The 20,791-nt window shown below is 37.2% G+C and carries 22 protein-coding genes; 1 reads left to right on the top strand and 21 read right to left on the bottom strand.

All coding sequences use genetic code 11. From position 1 onward, the window contains the following. Positions 1-17: 17 nt before the first annotated feature. The 17 genes from H346_RS0108165 to H346_RS0108245 form a co-directional block, all read right to left on the bottom strand. On the bottom strand, positions 18-776 hold the full coding sequence (locus H346_RS0108165) for a DivIVA domain-containing protein (RefSeq protein WP_027970645.1): 759 nt from the start codon (positions 774-776) through the stop codon (positions 18-20). 9 nt (positions 777-785) lie between these two features. Next, positions 786-1,577, bottom strand: coding sequence for a YlmH family RNA-binding protein (locus tag H346_RS0108170; RefSeq protein ID WP_027970646.1), 792 nt, complete (start codon positions 1,575-1,577; stop codon positions 786-788). Continuing rightward, positions 1,577-1,831: a YggT family protein gene (locus tag H346_RS0108175; RefSeq protein WP_027970647.1), complete on the bottom strand. Its 255-nt coding sequence runs from the start codon at positions 1,829-1,831 to the stop codon at positions 1,577-1,579. Before H346_RS0108175 ends, H346_RS0108170 begins: the two co-directional genes overlap by 1 nt. Before the next feature lie 4 nt (positions 1,832-1,835). Continuing rightward, positions 1,836-2,480 (bottom strand): cell division protein SepF, encoded by a 645-nt coding sequence (locus tag H346_RS0108180; protein ID WP_027970648.1) that lies wholly within the window; start codon positions 2,478-2,480, stop codon positions 1,836-1,838. 12 nt (positions 2,481-2,492) lie between these two features. After that, positions 2,493-3,164, bottom strand: coding sequence for a YggS family pyridoxal phosphate-dependent enzyme (locus H346_RS0108185; protein ID WP_027970649.1), 672 nt, complete (start codon positions 3,162-3,164; stop codon positions 2,493-2,495). A gap of 2 nt (positions 3,165-3,166) precedes the next feature. Continuing rightward, entirely contained in the window at positions 3,167-4,486 is a 1,320-nt protein-coding gene (gene ftsZ / locus H346_RS0108190; protein WP_027970650.1) for a cell division protein FtsZ, read from the bottom strand. A 23-nt stretch (positions 4,487-4,509) separates the two neighbouring features. Next, on the bottom strand, positions 4,510-5,874 hold the full coding sequence (gene ftsA, locus H346_RS0108195) for a cell division protein FtsA (protein ID WP_027970651.1): 1,365 nt from the start codon (positions 5,872-5,874) through the stop codon (positions 4,510-4,512). A gap of 264 nt (positions 5,875-6,138) precedes the next feature. Further along, positions 6,139-7,221, bottom strand: a complete 1,083-nt coding sequence (locus H346_RS09975; protein WP_083940771.1) for a cell division protein FtsQ/DivIB — start codon at positions 7,219-7,221, stop codon at positions 6,139-6,141. Continuing rightward, positions 7,222-8,301 carry a UDP-N-acetylglucosamine--N-acetylmuramyl-(pentapeptide) pyrophosphoryl-undecaprenol N-acetylglucosamine transferase gene (locus H346_RS0108205; protein WP_156888886.1) on the bottom strand — a complete coding sequence of 360 codons (1,080 nt, stop codon included), beginning with the start codon at positions 8,299-8,301 and terminating at the stop codon, positions 7,222-7,224. Then, positions 8,298-9,656, bottom strand: coding sequence for a UDP-N-acetylmuramoyl-L-alanine--D-glutamate ligase (gene murD, locus H346_RS0108210; protein WP_027970653.1), 1,359 nt, complete (start codon positions 9,654-9,656; stop codon positions 8,298-8,300). Before murD ends, H346_RS0108205 begins: the two co-directional genes overlap by 4 nt. Positions 9,657-10,012: 356 nt before the next feature. Next, positions 10,013-11,617 (bottom strand): transglutaminase domain-containing protein, encoded by a 1,605-nt coding sequence (locus H346_RS0108215; RefSeq protein WP_027970654.1) that lies wholly within the window; start codon positions 11,615-11,617, stop codon positions 10,013-10,015. A gap of 317 nt (positions 11,618-11,934) precedes the next feature. Beyond that, the gene (locus H346_RS0108220) at positions 11,935-12,186 is read right to left on the bottom strand and encodes a DUF3165 family protein (protein WP_027970655.1); all 252 of its coding nucleotides are present in this window, start codon (positions 12,184-12,186) and stop codon (positions 11,935-11,937) included. A gap of 112 nt (positions 12,187-12,298) precedes the next feature. Continuing rightward, a complete protein-coding gene (gene typA / locus H346_RS0108225; RefSeq protein WP_027970656.1) occupies positions 12,299-14,140 on the bottom strand; it encodes a translational GTPase TypA in 1,842 nt (613 codons plus the stop codon). A gap of 196 nt (positions 14,141-14,336) precedes the next feature. Then, complete coding sequence (locus H346_RS0108230) at positions 14,337-14,717, bottom strand: rhodanese-like domain-containing protein (RefSeq protein WP_027970657.1); 381 nt, start codon at positions 14,715-14,717, stop codon at positions 14,337-14,339. 9 nt (positions 14,718-14,726) lie between these two features. Next, positions 14,727-15,698 (bottom strand): ROK family glucokinase, encoded by a 972-nt coding sequence (locus tag H346_RS0108235; RefSeq protein ID WP_027970658.1) that lies wholly within the window; start codon positions 15,696-15,698, stop codon positions 14,727-14,729. Further along, the gene (locus tag H346_RS0108240) at positions 15,673-15,906 is read right to left on the bottom strand and encodes a YqgQ family protein (RefSeq protein ID WP_027970659.1); all 234 of its coding nucleotides are present in this window, start codon (positions 15,904-15,906) and stop codon (positions 15,673-15,675) included. The genes H346_RS0108235 and H346_RS0108240 overlap by 26 nt, the downstream gene beginning before the upstream one ends. 146 nt (positions 15,907-16,052) lie before the next feature. Next, positions 16,053-16,583, bottom strand: coding sequence for a Dps family protein (locus H346_RS0108245; protein ID WP_027970660.1), 531 nt, complete (start codon positions 16,581-16,583; stop codon positions 16,053-16,055). A 420-nt stretch (positions 16,584-17,003) separates the two neighbouring features. Here H346_RS0108245 and H346_RS0108250 point away from each other — a divergent pair, with 420 nt between their 5' ends. Continuing rightward, a complete protein-coding gene (locus H346_RS0108250; RefSeq protein ID WP_425262083.1) occupies positions 17,004-17,426 on the top strand; it encodes an A24 family peptidase in 423 nt (140 codons plus the stop codon). Here H346_RS0108250 and H346_RS0108255 read toward each other — a convergent pair. Genes H346_RS0108255 through H346_RS0108270 form a run of 4 tightly spaced genes read right to left on the bottom strand, consistent with a single transcriptional unit; the run spans position 17,421 to position 20,723 of the window. Then, entirely contained in the window at positions 17,421-18,017 is a 597-nt protein-coding gene (locus H346_RS0108255) for a response regulator transcription factor (protein ID WP_027970662.1), read from the bottom strand. The genes H346_RS0108250 and H346_RS0108255 overlap by 6 nt on opposite strands. Beyond that, positions 17,998-19,110: a sensor histidine kinase gene (locus H346_RS0108260; RefSeq protein WP_027970663.1), complete on the bottom strand. Its 1,113-nt coding sequence runs from the start codon at positions 19,108-19,110 to the stop codon at positions 17,998-18,000. The genes H346_RS0108255 and H346_RS0108260 overlap by 20 nt, the downstream gene beginning before the upstream one ends. After that, positions 19,110-19,835, bottom strand: a complete 726-nt coding sequence (locus H346_RS0108265; protein WP_027970664.1) for an ABC transporter permease — start codon at positions 19,833-19,835, stop codon at positions 19,110-19,112. Before H346_RS0108265 ends, H346_RS0108260 begins: the two co-directional genes overlap by 1 nt. 3 nt (positions 19,836-19,838) lie before the next feature. Next, entirely contained in the window at positions 19,839-20,723 is an 885-nt protein-coding gene (locus tag H346_RS0108270) for an ABC transporter ATP-binding protein (RefSeq protein WP_027970665.1), read from the bottom strand. Between the last annotated feature and the right edge of the window lie 68 nt (positions 20,724-20,791).

Raw genomic sequence — 20,791 nt, forward strand, 5'->3', positions numbered from 1 at the left:
CGTGTTTTTCTTCTTAATTAAATATTCAATTTAAATGTCTGTGTCTCACTTAGGTTTACTTCGGGCTCAACGACTGGATTGTCATGATGTTCAAGCTGGAAAGCTTCCAATTCTTTATTACTTTCATCCACACGACGTTGTAACTCCTCTAGTTCTTCAGCAGTAAACTGGCGTGTTGCATCAAATGACGTGCTGTCATCTGACTCAGGAATCTCTTCATTGAGAACTGTTTTAACCACCTCTTTAAAAGCTGCATCAGAATTTTGAAGGTAAATTGCAGTTGGTTGTAATAATTCATCCCATTCAGGTGAATTTGACAAGCTTAGTTGAGACTCAATAGATGAAATCAAACGTTGATGGAAAACACGTGTCTGACGTTTCAATTCCTCTGTCTCAATAGCAACACGTTTGGCTTCATCAGTGGCATCGCGCAACATTTGGTTGGCTTTTGCTTTAGATTCATCAAGTAAATGTTGGGCATCGTAAGTTGCCTTGCTTACTAAGTTTGTTGCCTCAGCATTTGCTGTTGCTTTTACCTTTTCCGCTGTCTCTTGCGCCAAAATAACAGATTGGCTAAGTGATTCTTTCATTTCATCAAAGTAAGATAATTTTTCTTCAAGATCTTTAATCCTAGCTTCATTTTCACGGTTTCTACGAACTAAAGCCTCATAATCGTCAACAACAATATCAAGAAATTCATGAACTTCTTCTTCGCTGTATCCGCGGAACTTCATTTTGAATGTTTTATCTTTAATTTCTAGTGCTGTAAGTGCCATTATTTCTCCTTATTTATGCATTATCTTGCTGAGTGTTAATTTGTATTTCTCATTTTTGGTCAAACCATTGTCTGTTAAAAGAGTAAACCGACCATAGCCCCTAATACTCACCATATCACCAATAGCTACATTATCAGATACCTTGTTGACAAGCCGATAGTTCACTTTAACCTTGTCAGATTCAATCAATTTAATAGCTTGACTGCGAGATTGCTTTAACACACTTGCAATCAGGCGATCAAGACGAAGACTTGAAACCATAATATCCATATGCTTCACTTCCCCACTTGACATTATCAACTGATCAAAACTGATTTCCTCTAACTTAACACTCACTTTCGCTATTTTAGAAATATTCCCTAAAAAATAACTTAATAACTGCCGATTAACCATGAACTGCGCGTGTCCTATTTCTACGAAAATATCACCAATTAGATCACGCCGTATTCCCAATTCATTGATCAAGGCTCCTAAAACTTGACCATGCGTCAACTGATTAAACTTTGCATGGTAGGTAATACCTACCAAGGCTATTTGAAAATCATCTTTGTCCAATTCATAATAATCTGGTGCAATGATCACACGACCATACTCACTAGGATAATAATCAGTGGAGGCAAAAATGGTTAAATCAGTCGGTGCAACCAAACTTTTAAGGATTGCAATTTCTCTGGGATTTAAAAAATCTGTAACCTCTAAAAGGTATTGACTTTCCACTCTGTCAACAATATCAGACATTTTTTCGATAAAGGGATATTCATCCGGATGAAAATGCTGATAAAGGTCTTTTTGAACAACCATCAGACAAACACTTTAACCAAAATTTGACTCAAGAAATTTAAACCAATGATAATTGCAAAAATAGTAAAATCGATACCAGCAAATTGTAGATTCAATGACCTAAATGGTTTTAAGATTGGTTCAACAATACCACTGAGTAACTGACCAATCCAAGAATGATAAGCCCCAGGAAACCAAGATAACAAGGCATAAGCCACAAGTAAGTAATTGTAAACTCTGATTAGCTGAAGAAGAATCTGTAATATCACTGTCATTTAATTACCTTCGCTTCATATCAAAATCAAAACTAATGTCTTGACCGTTATTTGGAATATTCACATCTTCAATATTAACAGATACATTTGATGGGGTCAACAGATACATAGATGCCCCAACTTTTTTTAATGTCCCATAAAGAACCTTACTAGCACCGTCAATGAAATCTAAACACCGTCTTGCTTGAGCATCTAGCATATACTGAAAATCAATCAAAACACATTCATTATCAATCAGAAGATCAACAATTTCTTGAGCATCTTCATATTTACGAGGGTATTTCAAGGCAATTGTTGTTTGATTGGATTGATTTGAATGCTGATATTGTTCACGACGACTAGCAGCAGAAGACACTGCTTTATTCGATTTTCTTTCAGTTGTCTCAAGAGGAACCCTAGCTTGAGATGACTGGTATGGGCGCTCAGAAGAGGGTTGTTTCGGTCTCGGTTGAGGCTTAGGTCTTGTTTGTTGAACCTGTTGGGGGTGTTTTGGTCTAGAAGCTTGTGGCTGACTACTAGGTCTAACTGACTGCTGCGTTCTTGTTACAGCTTCTTCTTTCTTTGAAGCAGTTGTTTCCTCCTCCACTTCGTTAACCCCGTCAGTATCAAAATAAGAAATCATCTTATTGAATGTGTCTTTAATTGCCATCTTATTCTCCATTTAGTGAAAGAAAGACGTTCCAATACGAACAAAGGTTGAGCCTTCTTGAATAGCAATTTGATAATCGCGACTCATACCCATACTCAATTCTGTAAATGGCATATTCTTTCTTTTTTTTGACTGCAAGTTTTTTCTCAATTGATTTGCTTCTTGGAAAATAGCTGCAATGCTTTCTTGGCTAGCATCTGCTGGTGCCATGGTCATTAGACCCACCAACTGGATTTTTTCCATCTTACCTATCTCATCAATCGCTTCTTCGATTTCAGAAACCTTAAAGCCATGCTTACTTTCTTCTTCAGAAATATTAACTTGTAGAAAACACTTTACAGGATGGTCAGCTCTCTTTTCAATCTCTGAAGCCAATCTTACAGAGTCCAAAGCATGAAAATAATCAACCAGATTGATAACTTCCTTCACTTTACGACGTTGTAAGGTTCCAATCAGATGCCATGTCACTGGCTTGTCTTTTAAAGCCTCATATTTATCAAGAAACTTATCAACACGATTTTCAGCAATATGCTCAACTCCTGTATCAATAAGCTGACCTGCAACTGCACTGTCCACATATTTTGTCACAGCAATAACTGAAACACTGTTTTCAGGTCGATTAGCTGTTTTAGTGGCTAAGCGGATATTTTCAAAAACAATCGTTTTATTCTTTTGTAAATCCATTATCAACGATTCTTAAAGAATGGTGGTGTCTCTAACTCATCATCAACATCTTCATTTGCTGAGAATGTTGACATGTTTAATTGATTATCAAGTTCGCCTTCTGTTGGACGAGCGATATTATCACGTCTTAAATCCCAGTTTCCAAATGCTGATCCTTGATTTTGATTATGCGGCGAAATTGCTTGTTGTGTATTTGTCATTTCACGTGTCTCACCCATGTCAAAATCAAAACTTGAACGGCGATCAAAACCAGATTGAACAGGTTGTTTCACCTGATCTGATGCATACTGAGCACCTGCTGCTTGTTGAGCATTAGCTTGAGTAAATGTGCGAGGTTGACGGAAACCCGATACTTGCTCAGCCCTATCTTGACGCACACCTGTTGCAACAACCGTCACACGAATTTCATCTTTCATGGTGTCATCAATAGATGTTCCCAACCAAATATTAACACCTTGACCAGCTGCTTGACCAACAATCTCAGAAGCTTCTTCGGCTTCTGTAAGAGTCATGTCAAGACCACCAGTAACATTAACGATAACATCCTCTGCACCATCAATAGTCGTTTCAAGAAGTGGTGAGTAGATAGCCTTACGGGCTGCTTCGACAATACGCTCTTCACCAGACCCAATACCGATCCCCATAAGAGCATTTCCTTTGTTTGCCATAACCGTTTTCACATCAGCAAAGTCAAGGTTAATGAGACCTGGACTTGTAATCAAGTCAGTGATTCCTTGAACCCCCTGACGTAAAACATTGTCAGCTTCACTAAGCGCTTCAAGCAAAGGGGTCTTTTTATCAACAATTTCAAGAAGATTGTTGTTTGAAATAATTAATAAGGTATCAACTTGCTCACGTAATTCTTGAATACCCTCAATCGCAAAATTCCCACGTTTATTTCCTTCAAACCCAAAAGGACGAGTAACAACTGCCACGGTAAGAGCACCCAAACTTTTTGCAATGCGCGCAATCACTGGAGCAGCTCCTGTCCCAGAACCACCGCCCATACCAGCTGTGATAAAGACCATATCAGCTCCGGTAAGCGCCTCTGTTAAGATTTCTTCGCTTTCTTCTGCCGCTTTACGACCAACTTCAGGTTGACCGCCAGCACCAAGACCACGAGTTAATTTGGGTCCAAGTTGAACAACTGTTTCAGCTTTTGATGAACTTAATGCTTGAATATCAGTGTTTGCAGCGATAAACTCAACACCTGCAACACCTTCATCAATCATACGATTGATAGCATTACCGCCACCTCCACCAACACCGATTACTTTAATGATTGCACCTTGAATTGATGCCGTATCGAATGAAAATGCCATTTTATTTCCTCACTTTATTACTTTTAGTCAAACATGCTTCCAAAAATACCACGTACCCGTTCTGAAATCTTTTGTTTTGGTTCATCTGGTGCTTGTGGCTCATAATTTGCTTGTGGTACCTGTTGCTCATAACTAACTGTTGACTCAGGCACTCTAGAATTATTGTAATCTGGTAAGTAGGTCTCTTGACCTGTAAAGTCAATTGGTTTACGTCTCAAGAGTTCCTCACCTGACACTGCATTTTGTGCTAAAACATCCACTTCAGACATCATGCCAACATATTCCACTAAGCTGATAACATTAGCAAACATTGGATTTCTAATACCAACCTGATTAGGAACATGAAGCTTAACCGTTGTTCCAAATATTTCTTGGGCCACTTCAACCACACCCGGCATAATCGCACCACCGCCAATCAGAACAATGCCACCTGGTAGATCAAGCAAACGTCCTCTTTCCAAATCTTGTTTGACACGATCCAGAATATGACGAACACGGGCTGAAATAATTTCAGACAAATAACGTTCGGTGACCTCAACCGGTTCTTCACTACCGACAACATCCACTTTAACCGTTTCTGTTAAGCTAGCCTCGACCACATCAGCTCGACCAAAATTATATTTCAAGGCTTCTGCGATAGACAAAGAGGTTTTTAACACTTTGGAAATATCCTTAGTGATATATTCACCGCCCTCAGCATAAATATTAGTGTACTGTAATTCTTGAGCCCTCATTGAGGCAACAGTCGTTTGGCCACCACCCATATCAATAACTGTGGCTCCAAATTCACGTTCACCTTCATTTAAAACAGTTTTAGCCATCGCTAAAGGTGAAATAATAATATTTTCAACCTTAATGCCTGCACGTTCAACCGTTTTACGTAGATTATGTAAGATTGTACTTGGTCCAGTGTAAATCAATCCACGCATTTCTAACCGAATTCCCATCATACCTCGTGGATCACGAATCCCTTGGAAACCGTCAACAATAAATTCTTCTGGAACCAATGAAATGACTTCACGCTCTGGTGTAATGCTCTTTGTTAAGGCTGATTTAACAACACTATCAACATCTTCATCTTTAATTTCTTTTGACTCACTTGGAACAGGGATCATTCCTTGTGTTGGTTCAATTTGAAGAAGATTAGCTGGTAAACCAACATTTACCCTTTCGATTGTTATTCCTGCTTTTTCTTCAGCTTGTTCTACCGCAGTTTTGATAGCAGCTGCTGCTGCCTCAATATCAATTATTATGCCATCTTTTACGCCGGTACTTGGAACATTGCTCACACCAATAACGTTCATTTCGTCAGAAATAAATTCTGCAACCAAAACCTTTATTGAGCTTGTTCCAATGTCCAAACCAGTAAAAAAGCCATTTCTAGCCATTCACTTGACCTCACTTACTTTCCAAACTTTTACTATTCTAAAAACTGCTTAAAAACAGAATTATTCAGAAAATATTATAACATAAAAAAACGTAAAATGTTATCATTTTACGCATTTTGTTATATAAACTTAATTTTTTTAGTTGATTCAACAAAACCTTTTTTCAAAGATTTTTCAAAGGTTTTCAATGCCGTTTTTATTCTCTCATCTAATTAGTTAAATGAGATTGTTGTGCTATGTTTAGCTGATAACTCTGTCGCAGACCTACCTTGTCTCAGTAGTTTGTTCTGTTCTTGTTTGTTCCTGATTGTCGACAGATTTCTCATCTTTCTTGTCAGAATCGTTTTGTTGTGACTTAATCGGTGTTTCTGGTTGATTTTCAATAGCTTCTGTTGTCCTATAAATTCCAACCTCCATATCAATTATACTGCCACTTTCAAGATTTTTTTTCAATTTTTGATAATAAGGGAGTTTCACAGTCACCTGTGATTGAGGAACTCTGATAAGGTTACCATCTTGCATTTCAATCAATAATAAATCCGGTGTCGTTTTTGAATTCGCTAAAGATATTGATTTAATACTTTTCACTAATTTTTTAGGTAGTTTTGAAAGCCGCTTAACCAGATCCTGAATCGCTTGCTCATCTTCCAAATTCAGAATCAAGAAAGATTTTGGCAATTCTGACTGAGTAATTTTAGCAACACGTTTGCCATTTTCTAAAATCGGCTGATAACCACCATCAACTTGTGCATAGGCAATAATATCAAATTCTGTCACATTAAATTGAAAATGATTTGGAAATTCATAGGTGATACTAACTCTTTTCACCCAAGGGTTAGACCTAAGAATAGCTTGCTCATAGGGACCTGGTGAGGCAAGTAACGTCAACCAGTAATCTGTTGTTTTAACCTTGCTAGCCTTAACTAACGCTTCAAGATTAGTTCGACGATTTCCCTTAACCGAAAATTTTTTGACTTTACTGTAAGGCGTAATCATAAAAATTGACGCTACCATAACTACTGAAGCTAACAGTAAGACTGGTAAGGCCTTTTGAAAAGCCAGTTGCCCTAAACTTTTCTCTTTAGGTGCTTTAATTTTTTTCTCTTTTTTGAGTTTAGAAGTTACCTTTTCTTCAACCGCTTTCTCTTTGACTTCTTCTGATATTTCCTTAGTTTCAACCACTTCAGAATCCACTTGAAGTGGTATTTTTTCACTCAATAGTTTCTCTTTGAGTTTTCTTTCCTCTTCTGCTTGCTGTTTCTTTTTCTTTAAAAATTCAATGTTACGTTTCTGCCATTCTGTTAAAGCGACCAGTTCTTCTGCTTGCTTATTTTTTTCTTTTGCCATTTATTTCTCCTTAATTGTGGAGCTAATATCGGCTCTCAAAAGTTCATAAAACAAGTCTGGCGACTGAATTTCTTTAGTCGCTGACATGGTTGAAATATAATCAGCCCGATGCTCTAATAAATTAACAATCGCTATTTTTAGATTGTCTAATGTTAATTCCGACTCTAGTAATTGTTTAGCATAACCTTTCATTTCAAAATAGTTGGCATTTTCTAATTGATCTCCTCTGCTAGCTTCTTTTCCAAGAGGCACAATCAGGTGTAATTTCGCCATGGCTAATAGCTCAAAAAGGGTATTGGAGCCTCCACGAGTAACAACCACATCAGCCATACCCATTAGAGGTTCGTAAAGATCAGTCACGTAATCCACCCGATAAAGGCGATCACTCAATTCATTTAAACTAGAGTCTCCAGTGATATTAATGATATTATAGCTTTCTTTTAACTCTGGGGAGTTACTAATAAACTGATTGAAAACCTTTGCCCCTGCTGAACCGCCAATAAAAAGTAACGTCTTTAAATCAGGATTGAAAACTTCCTTGATTTTTCTTAATTCCGGATAAGGTTTCATCAACCTTTCACTTGCGACCTTGGTAACAGCTCCTACATGTTTGACCTTATTTAAGCCATTTAATTGCTCAAAAGTGGTATACATAATTGTGGTAAATTTATAAGCAATTTTGTTAGCTAAACCCATAGAACGGTCTGATTCATGTACAAATACAGGCTTTCCAAGTAATTTTGCAGCTATAACAGGTGGCACTGAGACAAAACCGCCTTTAGAAAATAAGGCTTGAGGTCTTATTTTAGCAATAATCACTAGAGATTGCAGTAAGCCAAAACTAACTTTGAACACATCTACCAAATTTTGCCATGAAAAATAACGGCGCAACTTCCCTGTCGTAATTGAATGGAATGTCACATCAAGTCCTGACTTTTTTATTTCCTTGTGTTCAATACCATTTTTGTCACCAATGTAATGAACTTCCCAACCGTCCCGAATAAACTTGGGAATAAGAATCAGGTTTAAGGTAACATGACCAACCGTTCCGCCACCTGTAAAAATAATTTTGGACATCAGGCTTCTCCTTTTAAGCGACCAAAGGTCGCCAAAAACTCATCCCCACGGACTTCAAAATTAGGATACCTATCCCAACTGGCATTGGCTGGACTTAGTAAGATAATATCACCTCTCTGAGCCTGTTTAAAAGCAAGTTGGGTAGCGGCTGCAACATCTTTTGCCTCAAGGTAAGCAACTCCTGCCTTATCAGCAGCTCGTTTCATCCGCTCTGCTGATTCTCCCAAAATAATCATCTTTTTAACTCCTAGAAGATCAGGCACTAGGTCGTCAAACTCATTACCACGGTCTAAACCGCCTGCAATCAAAATAACACGACTATTATCAAAACCTGATAATGCTTTTTGAGTAGCCAATATATTAGTCGATTTACTGTCATTATAGAAGGTTATGCCATTAACTTGACCAACCATCTGAAGGCGATGTTTGACCCCACCAAACTGTGCTAACCTTTCTGCAATCACTGCATTCTCAATACCACGTAATTTAGCGACGGCAATAGTCGCTAGTGCATTTTCAATATTGTGCTGACCTGGAACCCCTATATCCGTAGCTGCCATAATCTCTTCACCTTTAAAACAGAGCATGCCATCTTTTAAGTAGGCGCCATCAACCACCTCTTGAGTTGAAAAAGGTATTAGCGTTGCTGACGTTTTTGGTACCAACGCTTTCATAGTCTCCTGATTTGCATTTAAAACAAGGTAATCAGTTACTGTCATTTGTTTTTGAATCATCCATTTAGCAGCCACATAATCCTCAAAATTCCCATGGTAATCAAGGTGAGTTGGCATTAGGTTAGTAATAACTGCAATATGAGGATGGAAAGCTTCAACCCCCATCAATTGAAAAGAGGAAAGTTCCATGACCAAAGTATCATCAGCAGTTGCTTTTTGAACAACTTCTGAAGCAGGATAACCAATATTACCAGATAAAAGAGCCGATTGCCCACCTGCATTTAAGACATTGGCAATCATTGTTGTAGTGGTTGTTTTCCCATTTGAACCCGTAATACCAATAATTGGTGCTTCAGATACTAAATAAGCCAATTCGACTTCAGTCAAAATCGGAATTTGTTTATCAAGCGCACGTTTAACCATTAGGTTATGGTAAGGAATTCCTGGATTTTTAACCATATACTGGAATTCCTCATCCAACAATGATAGAGGATGACTGCCACAAACCACCCTAATACCCGCTTCCAACAAAGACTGTGCAGTAGGGTTTTCTTCAAAAGGCTTGCCATCATTTACGGTAACAAGGGCACCCAACTTGGTCAAAAGCCTTGCTGCTGCCTCACCAGATCTGGCTAAGCCTAATATTAATACTTTTTTGTTCTGAAAATCTCTGATTTTTTTCATCTAAACCCACACTATCTATTCTATTTAGTTTCTATTTTACCCTTATTTAACCGCTTTTTCAAGATTTTAAAAGTTGACATTCTTAAACAAGAACGGTCGTTCCTTTTCATTTCAATTCTATGTCAAAGTCATTAAGCACCAGAAAAACCAAAAGGGAGCGGGGAAAAACTCAAGCAATCAAAAAAGAGTTCGTCCCCCCTGCACAGTTGATTAGACCGGATTTGGAGTGTAAAATACGAACAAATCTGCCAATCAACCACTGCGCTGAGAGGTTTACGCAAACTATGAGAGGTGAGATTGGACTTTTTGCCCAGCCTCTTTCCATAATACTTGACCTCTAGACTTCCCTTACTCTGTTAAGATAATCTTCCAAAACGGTCAAAAAAGTACCAACTTCCATCGATCTGATGCCAACCTGTAACAGCATTGCAATCATCGTCACAATAATAATAGTTATGGCCATCTTTTACCCATTTATTTTGAACAAAATAGCCATTCACAGCGTAACGGTAATACCCCCATTCATTACGATACCATACGCCCTCACTGACGATACTATCTGAAGTCTTTGGTCTATTAGAAACCTTTTGGCGTTTAGAAATGACTGAGCCATTTTGATTGGTATAAGTATCAAAGCTTTCTTTTGGAATCGTGAAAAGATTTGTTCTTGATTCAAGATTAGATTTAAAAAGGTTTGCATAAGCATTATCAGTCAAGTAGGTTGTTGCACTAGCTTTCTCTCCACTAATATTACTGCCATAAATGAGCCATTCGCTTGGCTGACTACGAACCATCCAATCTTCAAAATCTTTACTATACTCCATTTCTCCAATTCCAGTTGCCTCACGCACTGTCATCTCTACCGGGGTATAAACTCTACCAAAGTATTCTATTTTAACCCTTTTCCCTGGAAGATTGCCACTCGTTGTATCAAGAAAATACCAAGAACCATCATAATGAACCCTAGTTATTTGATGAGGAATTCCCTTATGGTTGATACCACCAACAACATAGGCTTTGATTCCCATCAAGTTAAGTGCTCGTGCAGTGATAGCACTATAACCGACACAAACAGCCTTTTGGCGTTCTGTCACAGAAAAAATATCCGCAGCTCTATAATAAGCAGCCTTGTCATCAATGCTACCACCTCCTAAATCATATTGAAATGTATTTGTAACATAGAGACACCACTTTCTCAATCTTCCTTTTTCCGTAGTTTCGCTCAAAGCTCCTGATTTTTTTATCAATTCTTTAATTTTTTCGTCATTAGTAAGATAACGATAAAGTCCAGCATTGGTATTTTCATACCCTCTAATAGAGCCATTTCCAACACCTTCCACGTAATTCATCATTCGAATTTTCCGAGAATAAATCGTTTGAGAACCCATTGTTTTTTGATAAGATTGCTGACCAATTGACAATCCAGCATTAGCTAATAATAATTTTAAAGGAATACTCTCATTTAAGTTAAAACTGGCAAAAACTGACTTCTCTTTCAAATCAAAATCCTGAATTGTTTTACGAACTATGGCATTAAACTCTTCTAAGCTATTAAGAAGGTAGTCCGTTTTTTTAATCAGTAAAAGCGTTTCTCCTCCACTGATCCACTTATTGTTGGTTTTTACAAAATCATATTTCGTGTGATAATCTGAGCCTAATTGGTTAGATAAACCCCTTTCAATTTCAAAAGACCAAACCCTGAAACTTTCATTTGTTCCCAGCACATAAACATTTAGACTTGAGACACGGTCACCACCTCTTTCTTGAGCAAGCGCTTGTAATACTTGTTCGGCACTGACACTAACTTTTTCAAGACGATCGGTTTGTAAAAGGTGATCTTTTCGATCAAGCTCACTTGATACCATACTTGAATAATTGGAGTAAGCGTTTGCATTTATCGGTGCTAACCCAAGACAGGTCAAAAGCACCACAAGTCCTAATCGGCATCGTATATTTTTCATCACTAATTTTCCTTTTCTTTCCATAATTTTCTAATATCATTATATTATATTATTAAAAAAGATAAATTCATTAATGATTTATCTGCTGTAATGATAAGAGTGATTTAAACACCCTCAAAATAAGTTCATCGTTTTTCTATCTAATTACCCACTCCTATAGTCATAGCGTGCTTAATCCTTAATTTTTAGGGATCCCATTAATGAAAAAAGACCAAGCTCTGTATAAAACAGAGCTCAGCCCTTCACAATGAAATGTTAATGAATTAATGTTTTAAGTCCTTAAATTTGAAATCAAGGTAGAAAATAACAGATTACATTTATTTGACTCTAGTTTTTTTAGGCATTTTTAACAAATCCTTGAGGGCAAAATAACCTAATATAATCAGTCCAATTCCTACAAAAATTTCAGGTGGTGTCTGCATTATTTTTATAAAACTGAGACCTGCCAGAACAATCAGCAAAGCCACTAAACCGACCAAACCAATCATACCGAGCGTATTACGGACACTTTTAGGTGCCATAAATAGATAGTAGGAAGTGATTAAGACGGCAATGATAAGATAAAACATCACAATCTCCTTTCCCTCTCATTTGTATCAAGACTAAGACGTTTTTAGACCCAAAAGCCCTTCAAATCATCTATTCTAAACATTTTTTTGAGGGCTAAACCAGTGATTACACTTATTCAGCTGATTTTTTCTTTTTATTCGCTTTATCACGCGCAGCCTTATTCAAAATTTGTTTACGCAAACGAATTGACTCTGGTGTTACTTCCATGTATTCGTCGTCGTTTAAAAATTCTAATGATTCTTCAAGAGTCAAAATACGAGGAGTTTTAATAACAGCGGTTTGGTCTTTGGTTGCTGAACGAACATTTGTCATTTGTTTAGCAGTTGTAATATTAACCCCAAGGTCATTGTCACGTGAATTTTCACCAACAATCATTCCCTCATAAACTTCCGTTCCTGGATTTACAAAGATTGTGCCCCGCTCTTCAATACGCATGATTGAGTAAGTGGTTGCTTTACCATTATCAATAGAAACAAGAGCTCCACGGTGACGGCCACCAATCTCACCGGCAACAACCGGCATGTATTGGTCAAATGTGTGATTCATGATACCATAGCCACGTGTCATCGAAAGAAACTCTGTTGAATAACCAATCAGCCCACGAGCAGGAATCAAGAAAATCAATCGGGTTTGTCCATTACCAACCATTTGCATATCAAGCATATCCCCTTTACGTTCTGAAAGAGATTGGATAATAGCCCCTTGATATTCTTCTGGTGTATCAATCTGCACACGTTCAAATGGCTCACATTTCACGCCATCAATTTCCTTGATAATTACTTCTGGACGTGACACTTGCAGTTCATAACCTTCACGACGCATGGTTTCAATAAGAATAGACAAGTGCAACTCTCCACGACCCGAAACAGTCCATTTATCTGGAGAGTCTGTTGGATCAATTCTAAGCGAAACATCTGTCTGCAATTCAGCTAAGAGACGCTCTTCAATTTTACGTGACGTGATCCATTTTCCTTCACGACCAGCAAATGGTGAATTATTTACTAAGAAAGTCATTTGAAGAGTTGGCTCATCGATTCGAAGAATCGGCAAAGCCTCTACACAGTCAGTCGGTGTAATGGTTTCACCAACGAAGATGTCTTCCATACCAGAAACAGCAATCAAATCACCAGCTTTAGCTTCTTGGATTTCTCGACGTTCCAAACCGAAGAAACCAAACAGTTTTGTGACACGAAAGTTTTTCGTTGTGCCATCTAGTTTTGAAAGTGTAACTTGGTCACCGACTTTAACTGCCCCACGAAAGACACGACCAATACCAATACGACCAACAAAATCATTGTAATCAAGAAGTGATACTTGGAATTGTAAAGGCTCATCCGAATTATCCACTGGTGCTGGAATATGATCAATAATAGTATCAAAAATCGGTGCCATTGTATGCACTTGATCAGCCGGATCATCTGATAATGACGAGGTTCCATTAATTGCTGATGCGTAAACAACTGGAAATTCTAGTTGCTCATCATCTGCACCAAGTTCAATAAATAATTCAAGAACTTCATCCACAACCTCAGCTGCACGAGCTGATGGTTTGTCAATCTTATTAACAACAACAATCGGGATAAGGTTTTGCTCAAGCGCTTTTTTCAATACGAAACGTGTCTGAGGCATAGTTCCTTCGTAGGCATCCACAACAAGAACAACCCCGTCAACCATTTTCATGATACGTTCAACTTCGCCACCGAAATCCGCGTGTCCTGGAGTATCCATGATGTTAATACGAACATCGTTGTAAGCTACCGCAGTATTTTTCGCAAGGATAGTAATCCCACGTTCTTTTTCAAGGTCATTGGAATCCATGGCACGCTCTTGAAGCTCTTTACGCTCATCAAGAGTATGAGATTGTTTTAATAATTCGTCAACAAGTGTTGTTTTTCCGTGGTCAACGTGAGCAATAATCGCTACATTACGGATGTCAGTTCTTAAATTAATCATTTGTTCCTCTAAGTAAATATATTTTAACCTATAGATTATAACACAAATTTTTTCAAAAAACTGATTTTAGTTAATTGTAAATGTTTTCAGTATTTTAGGAGTTGATTACAGCTAAAAAAGAAAGTTAAGTCTGATTAAAATCGTTTGATTTCAATAGATCTAACTTTCTACACTATATCTCTTTATATTTTAGGCTTTATTTGACCTTGCCATTCCAATAATCAAGCCCCTCTTTCAAGATATAAATATCGTTGAAACCAGCTTTTTTAAGCTTTTTGACCGCACGCACACGGTATTGAGGTCTCATGTTTTCGTAAATGAGGACCGGTTTATCTTTACGCAACCCTTTGATAGCAGCATCAAATTGTTGCACAGGAAAATTTCTTGCTCCTAGAATATGCTTGGCTCTAAAAGCTGCAGGCTCTCGTAAATCAATTAGTTGACCTTGACGCATTAAGTCTTTAAAAGTGTCATTGTCTACCTGCTTTGCCATTCTCTTAAAAGAGAAATAATTCCATGTATAATAAGCAGCAACTCCAACTAGGAGCGACCATCCGATAAATGTCATTGGGGACATCATTAACTCCTATTCTGTGATAAATTGCCTTGCAAGGCTAGCCGCACCGATAATCCCAGCATCGTTACCAAGCTCTGCAATTTTAAGTTTAGTAGAGTTTCTTACCTGTGGGAAAGTAAAGGTAACAAAATATTTTTCAATGCGCGAGCGTAAAAACTCTCCAGCTGCTGAGACACCTCCACCAATCACGACTGAATCTGGATTAAGAATGTTGGAAATATTGGCTGAAGCAAGTCCAAGATAATACCCAACTTTTTCAACGACTGAGTCTGCAAAAGAATCCCCTGCCTGAGCTGCTGTAAAAATATCCTTACTGGTTACTCCTTCGCCATTATCAATAGCTGCTTTAATCACTGAATCCCCTTCATAGGCTTCGGCTAAAAGTCTAGCAACCTTAACGACACCTGTCGCAGAAGCAACCGTTTCTAAACAACCATATGAGCCACAAGTGCAGGCAAAACCATTTTCTGGTTCAACAATCATGTGACCAATCTCGCCACCTGCTCCTGCAACCCCATGAATCAAGTTTCCATCAGCAATAATGCCTCCGCCAACACCTGTTCCTAATGTCATAAAGACTACATCTGGATTGTTTTCACCAGCTCCAATCCAACGTTCACCAAGGGCAGCAACATTGGCATCATTATCAATAGCGAAAGGAATGCCTAATTCTTTCTCAATCATTGAACCTACCTCTTGAGTCTCTTTCCAGTTAAGATTGAAAGCCCCTGTAACCGTATTAGTATCACGGTCAACAGCTCCTGGCGAACCCATACCAATACCCACAAAATCATCACTGCTTAGACCATACAACTTTAAGCGATGTTTTATGGAGACAATAATATCAGGAACAATGTGCTTGCCCCCTTCTAAAATATTAGTTTCAATCGCCCACTTTTCTTGTACTTCACCTTCTAACGTTAAAATTCCAAATTTAACAGTTGTTCCACCTAAATCAATCCCCAATAATTTTTGCCTCATTTGTCTGCCCTTCTTTTTCCATTTCTATACGATGCTCATGCCGTAAAATCAACTCTGCATTTAGGTACTCGCACTTATCTAACAACCCGCTATCATACAAGCCTTGAAGTTCAATTTTCATCATCTCAATATCATAAAGACGCTTTCCAAGATAAACAAAAATACCAAAGTTTTTTAATAATTGCTGCACATCATATAATGTTTTCATAATAACTAAATTTTAGCAAATTCTAAGGAAGATTTCAAGATAATGATGCAATCGCTTTCTACATTTCTGAAAACACTATGAGCTTTCTCAAAGATAAAAGAAGCCAATAATTATTATCGACTTCTTGAATACTATCATCTTATCATTTAAAAGATTGCTGGACCTTGACCACGTTCTGCCTGAAGCATCCAGATGGTTTTTTCAGCATCTGTTTTTGCTGCTGTGAACAAATCATTGGTTCCTGCGTCACCTTCTTCATCAGTGATGTCTAAACCAACTTGGTAAAGGCTACTCAAATAAAGGTAAACTTCTACCAATCTTGCTAAATGCTGAGCAACTGTTTTATCATAAGTTCCTTTTGTTTCGTCCAATTTAGAATGTTGTGAAAACTCTACTAATGTGGAATAAGGTGCTCCACCAATGGTAATCAAGCGCTCACTCATGTCATCTAAATTAGCATTCAAATTATCTAATAATTCATCCATTTTGGGGTGAAGATACAAAAATCCAGGACCACGCATATACCAATGAACTTGATGAACAATTGAGGCGGCAACAGATAAATCTGCAACTGCTTGATTTAAAACAGCTTTTGTTTTTTCATTTTTTGCTGCTTCTTTCTTAGAAATGTTGTGGGTCACTGAAGCATAAATATTTTCAACAAGTGTGTTTGTCATAATCGTCTCCTCACATTTAAGTTAATAGGGCAAGAATAGAACTAAATCGAACACCGCAACTATTGCAAGTAACGACCGTTTCCAAATTCTATTCGACACTAACAGACTGAATCTAACCAAAGAACTCCCTTAATTAGAATCATTCTTGTTTTTATAGTTTTATTCTACAACGTTTTAAAAAAGATTGCAAGTATTTGATTTATTTTCGAATAACTAAGTATGATAGTTTTTTGTAGTATTAGTTTTGGCATTATTTTAGCCCAATGTTTCAGATACCTTCTCAACTTTTTTTCAAACAATGATCAAAATCTAGCAGTAAAACCAAGCAGAACCTTTCAGACTCAAAAATCACTTTTTCTAATTGGTTTAAGACATTTTTCAGCTAATAAAAAAAGAGAACTTAGTCTAGAGTTAAGCCTAATGGCAATTTTATTTAGCTACCAGCTGCACTGGCTAACTACCACTTACTGCTATTTGGCAATGATTTCCCTGTTATTTAGTCTATTTGATTGGCATTTCCAAGAATACCCATTCCTTTTGTGGCTCGTGAGTTTTCTGGCGCTGCTGATCTTTTATCCTCTTAATCATGTGACACTTCTTCTCCTTTTACTGGGTCTTTTAGCTTGTTTTTTAACTTTTCCGGTTGGTGCTGGAGACTTTTTTTATCTTGCTAATCTAGCCTTAGTATTTGATCTCATATCACTTCTTTGGATTATTCAGTTAGCCAGTCTATTAGGCATTATTGCCTGCTTAGTATTGGCAGTCAAACGAATTCCTTTTATTCCTTATTTAAGTTTTGGTCTGATTGGTGTCCTTATTCTTGAAAAAATGACTATATTATAACCAACCATTTTGCTTAGCAAGACTAATAGCTTCAATACGATTAGAAACACCAAGTTTATCAAAAATTGATGAACTATAATTTCGAATAGTTCCACTAGATAAGAAAAGTAATTGACTTATTTCTTTACTTGTTTTTCCTTGGTTGATTAACCGAAGAATGGTCATTTCCTGTTGACTTAGAGGATTTGGATTTACAAAAAGATTTTCCATCAATTCTGGAGAGTACTCTTTGCCTCCCTCCAAAACAGTGTGAATAGTCTTCATTAATTCAGAGATAGAGCGCTCTTTTAAAACATAGGCATCTACGCCAGCCTTAACCGCTCTTTGAAAATAGCCAATACGTCTAAAAGTAGTAACGATAATAACTTTAGTATCACTTCTTTTTTTAAGCCACTCCAAAACTTCTAAACCATTCATTTCTGGCATCTCTACATCTAAGATGGCCACATCAATTGCTTTCTTTTGCAAAAGGACTTGGGCTTCTTTTCCATTTCCCACAGCTTCGACAGATTCAACTGATTCTTCCATTAGTAATAATTGCTTTAAAGCATCTCTCAACATCACTTGGTCTTCAGCAATTAATAATTTCATGACACATTCCTTCATTTAGATAAATTGTAATTATTGTAGGTTTTTTTAAGGAGCTAAGTTCAACTTCTCCTTTAACTAGTAAAAGCCTTTCTTTGATAGAATGCGGTACCTCCACATCCACATCTTTAAATCCAATACCATCATCTTCAATTTGTAGGATGACATGAGTATCCTGTCGATGAAGGCTTAGCTGGCAATGACTAGCTTTGGCATGCTTAATAACATTTGTTGCTAATTCCCTAACCAACATTACTAGTGTCGATTGAAGCAGCGGACTTAATTGATCATCGCTGATTTTCTTTTCAAAGGTAAATTGGATTCCTGATAAATCAAACAAATCAGAAATAGCAACTATTTCTTCTGATAAACTACGAAAAGTTACGTTATTAACCAATTGGCGCACTTCCTCCATAGATCTTCGACTAATTTGATTAAGTTCTGTTAACTCTTTTTCCACTGCTTGTAATCGACCGTGTTGTAATTGTTTTATCGCCAATTCTGTTTTTATCGTCATCAAGGCAAAGGTGTGACCTAGGGTATCATGCAAATCACGTCCAATACGATTTCTCTCATTTTCTGCCATTAAGAAATTAATTTCTTGGTTTTGTTTTGATATAGCAGCCTTCATGTCCTCTTCTTTTTGCAGCCACATGTTCATATAGGTAAGACCCACTATAAAAAATGCTATAACCACTAACATAACGCGAGAACTAAGCGACTGGGGGTGCGACCACAGATAGATAAAGGTTCCAAAAAAGACCAATAAAAAAGTCAGCCCTCGAAAAGATTGTATATCATTCTCAAAGCGCCAAATTAATAAATTAGCGTGGAAGAAAAAGAACCAAATCATATTCCCATCACTCAAACAAGTCATGTAAGCGACATAGAACAAAAGATAGAGCCATAATAAATTAATGGTCTTTTGGTATCTATCTCTCAGATGAATCAAAGCAAGGTAAGCTACTATAAAAAGTGTCGTGATGATTAAAGTCCACTTAGGATAATCGTAATAAAAAGCACCCATATAAGGAAAGGCAAGAAAGACAAGTCCAATATAATAAGGAATATCGGTAGTGTAAAAAGGTCTAAACATTAATGAACCTCAAAAAATTTTGTCATAAAATAGGTAACTAATAAACACAACATACAGAAGCCAATCAGATAAGATACGGAAGTTAAACTTATTGTACCATGAATTAGGTAATGCTCAAATAAATTTCCAAAATGATAGGTCGGTGTCCATCGTGAAATAGCCTGTAACCACTTAGGAAAACTACTAACTGGTATCCAAAGTCCTCCTATAATAGCTAAACCAATATATAAGATATTAGCTAAAGCTGACAGGACTTCTGACGATTTGATTTGGGATAGCAGTAAACCAAGGCTAATAAAGGCTACCGCTCCAAAAACAAGCAAAGCCACTGCGATTAACCAATCTCCCACAGTCATTCTAATATCCCGCATAAAATAACCGATGATAAAAACAATACCACACGATAACAGATAGTAACCGATAACCCTAATCACTTTAGCAAGGTAATATTGCCAAAGTGGTACTGGTGAATATCGAATAGATTTCAAGCGGTTACTCCTGCGATCCTCCTGTAAAGCAAACGGTAAGGTAAATAAGGCAAAGCCAATACTTGAAAAAGCTGTGATATTAAACATCATAAGCTTTAAAATAGTTTGTGAATCTGAAACAAAAGAAGAGTAAAAAAGAAAGAAAAAAACAGGCATTCCAATTGATAACACAAGAGATGGCAGAGAACGAATAGTTAATAAATATTCTGTTCGCAATAAGGCTTTAAAGGTTTTCATAACTTATCCTTTCGTTGTAGCAAACACACGATCCAGCAAGGTACGATTTGTCATTTCTATACTGTCGATAGGACAGGCAGCAGCTTCTAAGCACTCCCAAATAGCTTTGGGGGTCTTTGTAACAAAAGTGATGCTATCTCTTTTCTCCACAACTTCCTCTACATTCAGTTGAGGGTTCGATAATATCAAGGACCGATAACTAAGAGGTATCGTCATGACCTTCTCCTGCTCTTCTGCTGACATGGCATAAGGAGTGGTGTCTCGAATTAATTTACCTTGATTCAAGACCAAAATACGATCAGCAGTATGTTCAACCTCTTCAATATAATGAGAAGAATACAAGATAGTGACTTCGTGTTTTTTAAGATCGTTAATAATTGTCCAAAAATGTTTCCGAGTAGAGGTATCCATACCACTAGTTGGTTCGTCTAAGAATAAGAGTTCTGGTTGCCCAATCAAAATCAAGACAAAGGATAGGAGACGTTTTTGACCACCTGATAATTTTTCTGCTAATTGATGATATTGCTGTTCGGAAAATCCCAATAGTTTTTGAATGGCTCCCATACCTAAAGGATTATCCACAATATGTTGTTGAAAACGAATTAAGTCCAAAACTGTCATTTTTCCTTCAACCCTATTTTCTTGAAATAAAACAGCTCGTCGATGATTTAATTTTGGAGATTTGGGTGCTTGTTCAAAAATGCTGATGGCCTGTTCTGCTGTATTATAATCTCCCAATAAACAGTTAAATAAAGTTGTTTTTCCAGCACCATTTGGGCCAATCAAGGCGACACAGTCTCCCTTTTGAATTTGAAAAGTAATATCAGTTAATATGGTTTTCTTTTTTATGGTTTTGGTTAATTGCTTAACTTTGAGAATATCTTTCATCAATAAGCTCCTTTTCATTTTCCACTTATCTATCTGTTATTCAGTTTAAACTAATAGAGTATCAGATA

It is taken from the genome of Streptococcus castoreus DSM 17536 (assembly GCF_000425025.1).
GTDB lineage: Bacteria > Bacillota > Bacilli > Lactobacillales > Streptococcaceae > Streptococcus > Streptococcus castoreus.